General features: G+C 41.6%; 7 protein-coding genes. 2 read left to right on the plus strand and 5 right to left on the minus strand.

Annotated elements, in window-relative coordinates:
* Window positions 1-9: 9 nt before the first annotated feature.
* From ACSC9N_RS04490 to ACSC9N_RS04500, 3 genes are all read right to left on the minus strand, one after another.
* Window positions 10-1350 carry a CitMHS family transporter gene (locus tag ACSC9N_RS04490; RefSeq protein ID WP_005400436.1) on the minus strand — a complete coding sequence of 447 codons (1341 nt, stop codon included), beginning with the start codon at window positions 1348-1350 and terminating at the stop codon, window positions 10-12.
* Window positions 1351-1586: 236 nt separating this feature from the next.
* A complete protein-coding gene (locus tag ACSC9N_RS04495) occupies window positions 1587-2915 on the minus strand; it encodes a hemolysin family protein (protein ID WP_010327265.1) in 1329 nt (442 codons plus the stop codon).
* 129 nt (window positions 2916-3044) lie between these two features.
* Window positions 3045-4034 carry a LysR family transcriptional regulator gene (locus ACSC9N_RS04500; protein ID WP_004982677.1) on the minus strand — a complete coding sequence of 330 codons (990 nt, stop codon included), beginning with the start codon at window positions 4032-4034 and terminating at the stop codon, window positions 3045-3047.
* Between the two features lie 647 nt (window positions 4035-4681).
* Here ACSC9N_RS04500 and ACSC9N_RS04505 point away from each other — a divergent pair.
* Complete coding sequence (locus tag ACSC9N_RS04505; protein WP_010327264.1) at window positions 4682-6286, plus strand: isocitrate lyase; 1605 nt, start codon at window positions 4682-4684, stop codon at window positions 6284-6286.
* A 104-nt stretch (window positions 6287-6390) separates the two neighbouring features.
* Here the strand turns inward: ACSC9N_RS04505 and ACSC9N_RS04510 are convergent, their stop codons facing one another.
* Both ACSC9N_RS04510 and ACSC9N_RS04515 read right to left on the minus strand, forming a co-directional pair.
* Entirely contained in the window at window positions 6391-6765 is a 375-nt protein-coding gene (locus ACSC9N_RS04510; RefSeq protein ID WP_005400440.1) for a diacylglycerol kinase, read from the minus strand.
* Between the two features lie 212 nt (window positions 6766-6977).
* Window positions 6978-8117: a glycerophosphodiester phosphodiesterase gene (locus ACSC9N_RS04515; protein WP_010327263.1), complete on the minus strand. Its 1140-nt coding sequence runs from the start codon at window positions 8115-8117 to the stop codon at window positions 6978-6980.
* A gap of 257 nt (window positions 8118-8374) precedes the next feature.
* On the opposite strand from ACSC9N_RS04515, the gene ACSC9N_RS04520 reads away from it, so the two are divergent.
* On the plus strand, window positions 8375-11479 hold the full coding sequence (locus tag ACSC9N_RS04520; protein WP_010327262.1) for a multidrug efflux RND transporter permease subunit: 3105 nt from the start codon (window positions 8375-8377) through the stop codon (window positions 11477-11479).
* The last annotated feature ends 33 nt before the right edge of the window (window positions 11480-11512 follow it).

Here is an 11512-nt window from a genome sequence, read left to right on the forward strand (position 1 = left end):
GGTATTTAATTAGCCCAGCGTTGAGTAAAGTGGGAAAATACCAAAGACCATTGCTGTAACCAGCATCACTAAACAGGTAATCACTGCCCATTTGATGGTAAATTCTTGGTGTTCACCGAAGTTAATTCCTGCCAATCCACAGAGTAAGTAAGTCGATGGAACCAATGGAGACAGCAAGTGTACAGGTTGACCGACAATCGATGCACGAGCCATTTCCACAGGAGTGATACCATAGTGTCCAGCAGCTTCAGAGAGTACAGGCAGTACACCAAAGTAGAAGGCATCATTCGACATAAAGAAGGTCAGTGGCATACTAATTACAGCCGTGATAGGTGCTAAATATGGCCCCATACTTTCTGGAATAATGGCAACCAATTCTTGAGACATAGCTTCAACCATACCTGTGCCCGACAAAATACCAGTAAAAATACCTGCCGCGAAAATAATCCCGACTACAGCTAAGGCACTAGCAGAGTGGTTACCAACCAAACGCTTTTGCATGTCTAAATCAGGATAGTTCACCACCAATGCAATGCACAGCGCCACCATGAACAGAATGGCCGCAGGTAAAACACCCATCACTAAGCAGACCATCAAGACCAAAGTCAGTAGTGCGTTAAACCATCTTAAGTGGGCACGGTTAGCTTCTGGTTCTTGCGAAATTTGAATACTGTCACCATGACTAATATCTAATTCCACAATACCAATGCGCTTACGCTCCATACGGCCATACATAAAGCCGAGGAAGTATAACCAACCAATTGCAACCAGCATTGGTAAAATCATCGGAACAAAGACATCGTTTGGATCGACATGCAATGCCGTTGCAGCACGTGCTGTTGGTCCACCCCATGGGGTTAAGTTCATGATTCCGCTCGCAAGCATCATCAGACAAGCCATAATTAAAGGACTCATACCAATACGTTTATACAACGGTAGCATTGCGGCAACACAGATCATATAAGTGGTTGAACCGTCACCATCCAAGGAAACAATTAAAGTCAGCGTAATGGTGCCGAGGGTCACTTTTAAAGGATCGCCTTTAACCTGCTTTAAAATCCACTTCACTGAAGGGTCGAATAAACCCGTGTCGATCATAATTGCAAAATAAAGGATTGCGAAAAGAAGCATTACGCCCGTAGGAGCGAGCTTTTTAATGCCTTCCATCATCATATTGCCAAGTTCAGCAATATCAAATCCAGCAAGGTTGTCAACAAAGAGACTTAAAACATAAGTAAGTAATGCAAAAATGATAGGGATTAAAGTTAAAGCAACGAGAGCGCTCAGTCGTTTGGACATGATTAAGTACATGAAGCACATAATCATGCCTAAACCTAAAATGGTCAGCATGGATCAATCCTTTGAACGTGTTAAGTCTGTTTATTCATCAAGTGACAGCGATAGTATGCAATTCAGCATGATTTTTAAATGCTCTTAAACATATGTGATTTTTCATTCTATTTTTCTAATAAATAATATATATCTGTAAAGTATGGTTAAGATACTTATTTTGTATAACTTCATATGGTTAAATCTGAAGCAAAAAAAACCTTGCAGTTGCAAGGTTTTAATTTAAGGAGATGTTTCTATTCCTCGACTGTTTGGGTTGCAGGCTGTAGTGTTTCTTCAAGTAAGCGCGTCACTAAAAGTTGGTCAATCTTAAAATGATCGACATCGACCACTTCAAATTTAAAGCCTGCGTATTCTACGGTATCGGCAGGGCGTGGAATTTTGCGCAGACGGTACATCATAAAACCAGCCAAAGTTTCATAATTTTCTTCATCTGGCATTTCATCAATGGCCAGTGCATGCTTCATGTCTTCAATCGGTGTGCTGCCATCAATTAGCCATGAATTATTATCACGTTTAATAATCTGTTGTTCGGCTTCAATCGGAGTCACCCAATCGCCCATCACCGTAATCATAATGTCCGACAGGGTGATGACACCCACGACCAAAGCATATTCGTTAATCACAACGGCAAATTTTTCTTTGGTGGAGCGGAAACGGTCTAATAACTCAGACAAGGTTAATGTGTCTGGAATGGTGAGAACATTACGAATAGTGCTTTCATTGAGTTGTAGTAAAGATTGATTATTCAGAATACGGACCAGAATGTCTTTGGCATCGACATAGCCAATTACATCGTCAATATTTTCACTACACACCAAGAACTTAGAATAAGGATATTCAGCCAATTTTTGACGAATACTGGCTTCGGATTCATTTAAAGTAAAATACACCACATTTTCACGCGTAGTCATACTTGAAGGAACGTTCCGCTCTTCAAGCTCAAATACGTTTTCAATGAAATGATGTTCTTGCTTTTGTAGCACCCCAGCTTGCGCACCCGCATCCATCACTGCAGAAATGTCATCAAAGGTAATGTTGTCATCACGTGTGGTATTCACTTTAAACAGGCGGAATAACAAGTTGGCAAGGGCATTAATAATCCAAGCCAAAGGTTTGCAGACCTTAATAAACACCTGAATGGGGTTAATCACCGCAATAGAGATTTTCTCTGGGGCAATCATGGCCAAACGTTTTGGCATGAGGTCGGCAAACAAAATAAATAGCGAGGTGACTAAAGTGAAAGATAGCGCAAAGCTAATAGTTTCAGACCAGGGGCCAGTATAAAAACGAGAAACAAAGCTCATGAAGTAAGGACGAAAAGCCCCTTCACCTAAAATACCGCCCAAGATCGCCACTGCGTTTAAGCCAATTTGTGAAGCGGCAAAGAAGTCAGCAGAATTTTCTTGTAAATTCAAAACTTTCTGTGCGCGATCATCGCCCGACTCAGCCAAGATTTTCAGCTTGACCTTACGTGCTCCTGCCAGTGCAATTTCTGTCAGAGACAAGAAACCCGCCCCAGCAATCAGGACTAGAATGATAACTATGTTTTGAAAAAGGCTCACGGAATCCACCTGTGATTCATCGTTATTATGAATATTTTTAACACAAAAAAATAAAGACAGTAATCACTTACTGTCTTCTATCATACCTGAGTTATTGGTATGAAAATGAATTATTTAGAGCTTGAGTGCTTAATAATGTGAGAATTGCGAGTTATTGCCTAAAAACTCACGATTTTCTTCCTCAATCATTTGACGTGCCACATACAAAATCAGCTGTCTGAGCCAGCGATGTGCAGGATGGTGATGCAACAGTGGACACCATGCCATTTTCAACTCAAATTCTGGAATATAAAAAGGTGGGTCTTTAATCAAGAGATTTTGACTTTTGGCTTGTAAGCGTGCAATACGGGTCGGTAAAGTCGCGATCAAATCTACATTTGAAGCCAATAGTGCAGGCATTTGATAATGTCGAGTGAAGACCGAAATTTTACGTTTTTGGCCAATACGCTCTAAAGCTTGATCAATCCAACCTAGACCTGCTTGTTTTTCAGGGTTAACGCCGAAACCAACGCCCATACCTGTTTTAGAGACCCAAATATGCTGTGCATCGAGGTAACTTTTTAGGTTTAAGTTGCTGGCAGCAGGGTGTTTACCATTGAGCAAACATGAAAAACTGTCACGCCAGACCAAAACTTGGTGGAAGCTTTGTGGAATTTCATTGAATCGGTTAATGGCTAGATCAACTTTACCTTGTTCCATATCACGATATGACACATCACTTGGGGTTAAGAAGTCTAAAACCACATTGGGTGCTTCTGAACGCAGTGCTTTAACGAGGCGGGGAACTAAGGTGGCTTCGGCATAGTCCGAAGTCATAATACGAAAAACACGATTTGAGGTATAAGGACGGAACTCGGTACGAGGTTCCAAAATCATGGAGAGATCAGAAAGAGCGTCACGTATGCGGGGTTGTAATTCTAAAGCCCGTTCGGTTGGTGTCATACCTTCAGAAGAGCGAATTAGCAGGGGATCATTAAATAAGTTACGAAGACGACGTAGAATATTACTCATTGCTGGTTGGGTGACACCCAATTGTTCAGCTGCTCGGGTTACATTTTTTTCGCGTAAAAGTACGTCCAAGTAAATTAAGAGGTTTAGATCAACCCGCTCCAGATTCATAAAATAAATACCGAGAATAAAATCATGAAATTATTTGCATTATGCCATAAGCCATCGGGCTTGTGTAATAAACTGACGAAAAAAAAAGCATCGGGTTGTATAAAGAATACCCCCTTCATTTTCACAGAAAATGGGTTTTTATGCTTAAAAACGGAGGGCATATTAGTCCTAAGCAATGTTTTAATATGTGTGAATTGAGGCTTAGAGTATCGCCTAGAAAATGGCTTGAGCTGGCCTGTTGTTGGTGGAATAAAAGCGTGATAAATACTCTTTTTGCTGAATATTGAACTTTTGTCATTTGGGTCAAATTAAGTATTGATTTTCGGTTTGAACTCTTTTTTCCAACGGCCGAGACTTAAGTCTAATGAAGAAATATTCGACAAAGGATGTATTTTTCACGGTTTTCTTATTTTATTTAAGTTTAAAAATAACAATTACTTAATTATGTTTTATCGAAATATAATTAGACTTTTATCTATATATTTTTTAAATAAATACTGAAAATTAATGCAGAATATTGGATTAATTTATTCTGTCAATCTAATCTGTATTCATCGCAACGAAGCGCTCTAAATCTAAGCAAAAGCTTGAGGGTCTGATTTTAGCTTTTCGTTGAAGAAAATCCTAATATTATTACAGGAAATATCATGACTACATATCAAACAGCGATTGATGCAATCCGCGAATTAAAAGCAAAATTCGGTAGCACTTGGGCAGACATCAGTCCTGAAGATGCTGCGCGTATGCAAATCCAAAACCGTTTCAAAACTGGTTTAGATATCGCTAAATACACAGCTGCAATTATGCGTCGTGATATGGCTGCTTATGATGCTGACTCTAGCAAATACACTCAGTCTTTGGGTTGCTGGCACGGTTTCATCGCACAACAAAAAATGATTGCGAACAAAAAATACTTCGGTACGACTGAACGTCGTTACATCTACCTTTCTGGTTGGATGGTTGCTGCACTTCGTTCAGAATTCGGTCCACTTCCTGACCAATCTATGCATGAAAAAACTTCAGTACCTGCATTGATCGAAGAAATCTACACTTTCTTACGCCAAGCTGATGCTAAAGAATTAAACGACCTATTCCGTGCGCTTAAAAAAGCTCAAGAAGCTGGTGATACTGCAAAAGCTGCTGAAATCACTGCGCAAATCGACGGTTTCCAAACTCACGTTGTGCCAATTATTGCGGATATCGATGCTGGTTTCGGTAACGAAGAAGCGACTTACTTACTTGCTAAGAAAATGATCGAAGCTGGTGCTTGTGCACTACAAATCGAAAACCAAGTATCTGACGCGAAACAATGTGGTCACCAAGCTGGTAAAGTAACTGTTCCACACGAAGATTTCATCTCTAAAATCCATGCATTACGTTATGCATTCTTAGAAATGGGTCTTGATGACGGTATCATCGTTGCGCGTACTGACTCTGAAGGCGCTGACTTGACTCAAAAAATCCCAGTGGTTAAAGAGCCAGGCGACATCGCTTCTCAATACATCGGTTTCCTAGACACTGTTGAAATTGACATCGCTGATGCTCAAGAAGACGAAATCCTAATCAAGCGTGATGGTAAATTACACCGTCCTAAGCGTTTGGCTTCTGGTTTATACCAATTCCGTCCAGACACTCAAATTGACCGTGTTGTTCTTGACTGTGTATCTAGCCTTCAAAATGGTGCTGACCTTCTTTGGATCGAAACTGCGACTCCAAACGTTGACGAAATCGCGCACATGGTTAACCGTGTTAAAGAAACAGTTCCAAATGCGAAACTTGTTTACAACAACTCTCCATCATTTAACTGGACGTTGAACTTCCGTCAACAAGCTTACGACCGTTGGGTTGCTGAAGGTAAAGACGTTTCTGCTTACGACCGTGCTAAATTAATGAGCGCTGAGTACGATGCAACTGAATTAGCTGCTGATGCTGATGAGAAAGTACGTACGTTCCAAGCAGATGCTTCTCGTGAAGCGGGTGTGTTCCATCACTTGATCACACTTCCGACTTACCACACTGCTGCGCTTTCTACTCATGAGCTTGCACAAGGTTACTTCGGTTCTGAAGGTATGTTGGCTTATGTTGCTGGCGTACAACGTAAAGAAATCCGTGGTGGTATCGCTTGTGTTAAACACCAAGCAATGGCGGGTTCTGACATCGGTGATGATCACAAAGAAATCTTCTCTGGTGACAACGCTCTTAAAGCGCACGATGATGCTAAAAACACAATGAACCAATTCGCTGCTCACTAAGCACTGAACTGATTCAAAAAAAACCCTGCGAAAGCAGGGTTTTTTTTTATGACTTAATTTTGAGCTTGTTGAACAACTTGCGCGTGAAATATTGAACAAAAACATTAAGGCATCAGAATCAGTAGCCAAACAATAAAGATAATACTTAAAGAAACAAACTGTGCAGCACTGCCCATGTCTTTGGCATTTTTTGAAAGCTCATGCCGCTCCAGAGAAATACGGTCTACAATCGCCTCAATCGCTGAATTGAACAATTCAACGATAATTGCAAGTAAACAAACGGCTACCATGAGGGCTTGTTCTGAGCGACTGACATCACAGAAAAAGCTTGTTGGAATCAGAATCAGGTTAATCAACAGGACTTGTCGAAAAGCTGCTTCGTGCGCAAATGCGGCCTTAAAACCTGAAATAGAATAATGAGTTGCATTAAAAATACGTTTAAAACCTGACTTGCCTTTGAGTGGGGAATATTGGTTCATACCATCAACCATTTTAAAATTTCAGCCACAATACATGATCTATATTAAAAGTTACTTAATTATAGTATTCAAAAGGTGCTTAATCTATGTACACCTAAAATAAGAGAAAAGAGATTAAAAAGCCTGCTTTTTAATCTCTATGGTTAAAGGATGGATATGGGTTTGACGTCAACAAGATGCTTTAATGTCTTGTTTACTTTGTGTGACTTATTCTATTTTTTCAAAAAAGCATCGGCGGCTTGACGTCCCAAAGCAGGATCATCGGTAAAAACACCATCCACTCCCGCTTTAAAGAAAATTTCAAACTCTGCCAGCGTGCCTTTTTCGCACTTTTCAGAGGCAATCGCGCTACAGTCTAAATAGTCTGGTAAGAAATTGTTTTCAGGGCGTAGGGTATAAGGATGTACTTTTAAGCCCACTGCGTGTGCATCGTTCACAAAACTGGTCGGGGTCGCTGGCTGAGTATTCGGCACGATATAGGTTTTACTTGGTCCGACACCATGCGCATAGCTTGCGACGTCTTTCAGTCCTTGAGGTGTTGCCATATCACTATAGCGGAGTGTTGATTTGGCAAGCACAGCATCGGCAGGTTGTTCGGACTTGCCACCATAGAGTTGAATAATTTTGGCATGTCGAATCGATTTTAATTGATCTAACTGCTGACGCATTTGTTTTAAGTTGCTGACTTCAAACGACTGAATATAGACCGGTGCAATGTCACGACTATAGGTGTGTTTGGCCAGCGTGGATAATAGGCGTTGCTCCATGGCCAAATTGAGACCTTGGAAATAGCTGGGATGTTTGGTTTCGATATACAGGCCCACAATTTTTCCTGTCTTTTTATAGTGCGCATCTACGAGTTCAATAATTTCATCTAAAGTTGGAAGATCAAATTGATCATTATATTGGGCATTTGCTGGACGAATCTCTGGAATACGTTCTCGTGCCTTCAGTTGCTTCAGCTCGTTTAAAGTAAAGTCTTCAGTAAACCAACCTGTGTAAGTCACACCATCAACGACTTTACTGGTCTTCCGTTCTGCAAACTGCGGTAAGCTGCTGACATTGGTGGTTCCTCCGATTTCATTTTCATGGCGAGCGACTAAATAACCGTCTAGAGTTGGCACCAAATCAGGCTCAATAAAATCCGCACCATCATCAATCGCTTTTTGATAAGCGGCTAAGGTGTGTTCAGGGCGTAGTGCGCTGGCGCCGCGATGTCCAATAATAAGCAATTTAGGCTCAATGTATTCGGCGTTGTTTGATGGTGGCTGGGATGTTGCATTGTCTTTCTCATCATGATGACAGCCCAATAAGCCTAAAAAAATAAAACTCAATAATGTTCTTTTTAACATGTGTTCCTCAACATTTTATTGTGGTGTTGCGGACTCAGTGTTCAATTTTAATATCTCAGATCAATGACAAATTGCGAAAAATTACAGGATGTCATCAATTGGTCAAAAAGCTTTCTTCATAGTTTCTTCATATTTAGCTCTAATGTTCTATTTCATGTTGTTAAGTCTTGTTTTTTAATGATTCGTCATAGAAGATCAAGCATAAAGTGATGCCCAGTTTCTAGATCTAGCCTCAGACCCAAGAGTACCGCAGACCCATGCTGTCTAAATTTTTTATTCATCGTCCAATTTTTGCTGGTGTGCTGGCGATTATCGTGATGGCATTTGGTTTATTTGCCACCTTTCAGTTGCCTGTAGAGCGCTACCCAGATATTGCACCTCCGCGAATTACGGTGAGTGCAACATATACAGGCGCGTCGGCAGAGACGGCGGAGGAGAGCGTTACTCAGGTTTTGGAACAGCAAATTAAAGGGATTGATCATTTGCTGTATTTTAGTTCGAGCAGTGACTCGAATGGCCGTAGTCGAATCAGCATTAGTTTTGAGAATGGAACTGACCCAGATACCGCTCAGGTGCAAGTTCAAAATGCCATCAATGGGGTGATTAACCGTTTACCAGAAGATGTACAGCGTCAAGGGGTCAATGTCTATAAATCGCTTGGTGATACGCATATGGTGATAGGCCTATATGACCAAACAGGCAAAAGCAGCAATATTGCACTCTCTGATTATATGATGACGCATTTGGAGCAAGATTTAGCCCGTATTGATGGAGTTGGTGAGGTTGATGTCTTTGGCGCGCAGTATGCCATGCGCTTATGGCTGAATCCGCACAAATTGCGTCAATATGGACTGATGCCAAGCGATATACGTGCATCGGTTGAAGCGCAAAATACGCAAGTGGCCGCAGGGGCAATTGGCGAGTTACCCAGCCTGTCAGACCAATATTTAAATGCCAAAGTCACCTCCGGTACACGTCTAAAAACCGTTGAAGAATTCGAAAACATCATTGTTAAATCGACCCGCGATGGCAGTTTTATTTATTTAAAAGACGTCGCACGGGTGGAACTAGGCGCGGAAAATTATCAGTCATTTAATACCATCAATGGCTTTCCTTCAGCGGGGATGGGTATTTCATTGTCTTCAGGAGCTAATGCATTAGCAACTTCGGCATTGATCAAACAAGAAGTCAGCCGTTTGTCCTCTAAACTTCCTGAAGGCTATCAAATTGTTTATCCACGTGATAACACGCCTTTTGTGCAAGAGTCGATTAAGGAAGTGGTCAAAACACTGTTTGAAGCAGTGCTTTTGGTGATTGTGGTCATGTTTGTCTTTTTGCAAAATTGGCGTGCAACGCTGATTCCGACCATCACAGTACCTGTTGTAATTTTAGGCACGCTGGCCATTCTGTATGTGCTCGGGATGAGTATCAACACCTTAACCTTATTTGCATTGGTCTTAGCCATTGGGCTTTTGGTGGATGATGCGATTGTGGTGGTGGAAAACGTTGAACGGCTGATGCATGAACAGCAGATGAGTGCTCAACAAGCTTCGATTGCATCAATGCAGGAAATCAGTGGGGCATTGATTGGGATTACGTTGGTGTTAACCGCAGTGTTTATTCCCATGGCATTTTTCGGTGGTTCGACAGGAGTGATCTACCGTCAGTTTTCAATGACCTTAGTTGCTGCCATGGCGCTATCGCTGCTGGTTGCACTGATTCTGACACCTGCACTATGTGCCTTAATTTTAAAACCCAATGATAAATCGGCACGATGGGCAACTTGGTTTAATCTGAAGTTAGATCAGCTAAAGCAGCGTTATTTAAAACTGAGTACGCAGACCATTCAGCACAGTAAAATCATGCTGGTGGTTTTTGTAGCGTTAATTGCCGTCTTTGCATTGTTTTATCGGGCATTACCGACCAGTTTTATTCCCAGTGAAGATCAGGGTATTTTAAGTGTTCAGTTTAAACTGGCCGATGGTGCACCAATGAGTCAAAGCCGTGTGGTGGGAGAAGAAATTCGCCAATACTTTTTAGATAAAGAGCAGGCCAATATCGATTTAGTGATGATCCGCTATGGGCGTAATTTTTCAGGAACAGGACAAAATTTAGGTCAAGGTTTTATTGCGCTGAAACATTGGGATGAACGTAAGGGGAAAGAGAACTCTGCACAGGTGATTCGAGAACGGGCAATTGCTCATTTTAGGTCACATCGAAATGCGCAAATTAATGTAAATATGCCGTCCTCAGTCAGTGGCTTAGGACAAACCGACGGCATGGAGTTTTGGATACGTGATATCAATGGCGAAGGTCGTGCCTATTTAGAAGCACAGTTTAAAACTTTGCAGGAAGCATCCAAGCAGTACTCTAGTTTTAGCAATTTAGATAAACGTTCTAACCCAGATAAAGCCGAGCTCAAAGTGGATGTAAACCAAAAACAAGCTTTGGCCAATGGACTGAGTCAGACCGCCATTAATAGCACCTTATCCAGTGCTTGGGGAGGAAGTTATATCAATGACTTTATTGACCGTGGTCGGATTAAACGGGTAATCATGCAAGGGGATGCCGAGTTTCGTTCAAAACCTGATGATCTTCAAGCATGGACCGTACGTAATGATCTGAACCAAATGATTCCTTTTACAAATTTTGCTCAAGTATCTTGGAGTGGAGGCCCTGAGGTAGTGAATCGCTTTATGGGCTATACCGCACTAGAAATGGAGGCGGATACAGTACAAAATGTTAGTTCTGGACAAGCCATGCAAGACGTACAAAACATGGTACGAGGGCATGATGGTATTGATCTAGCATGGAGCGGGTTATCGTTCGAGGAAAACAAGTCCAATAACCAAGCATTGCTGCTGTATTTGGTCTCCATAGGCTTTATCTTTTTATGCCTTGCTGCACTTTATGAAAGTTGGAGTATTCCAACAGCCGTCATGAGTGCGATTCCACTCGGTATCGGTGGCAATATTCTGTTCAGTTATTTGACGGGTTTTCCGAATGATATTTACTTTCAAATTGCCTTGCTGACCACGATTGGTTTGTCCTGTAAAAATGCGATTTTAATTGTGGAATTTGCTTCATTGGCGCAGCAAAAAGGCCAGACCGCAATTGAAGCAGCGTTGGAAGGAGCAAGCTTACGGTTACGCCCGATTTTAATGACGTCTTTGGCTTTTGGCGCGGGTGTCACACCTCTGGTCTTTGCCTTTGGGGCAGGGGCAGCAAGTCGTCAGGAAATTGGGGTGAGTGTACTCGGTGGCGTGATTTTTGGCACAGTATTGGTGTTGCTGTTTATTCCTTTAATGTATGTCTTGGTTCGCCGTGTGTTTCATGGACGAACACCTCAGGACAAAGTCTAAGATCGAATCTGAATCATTCGTGTGCAGTATGAA

The organism is Acinetobacter sp. PC34 (assembly GCF_051789135.1).
Taxonomy (GTDB): Bacteria; Pseudomonadota; Gammaproteobacteria; order Pseudomonadales; family Moraxellaceae; genus Acinetobacter; species Acinetobacter johnsonii.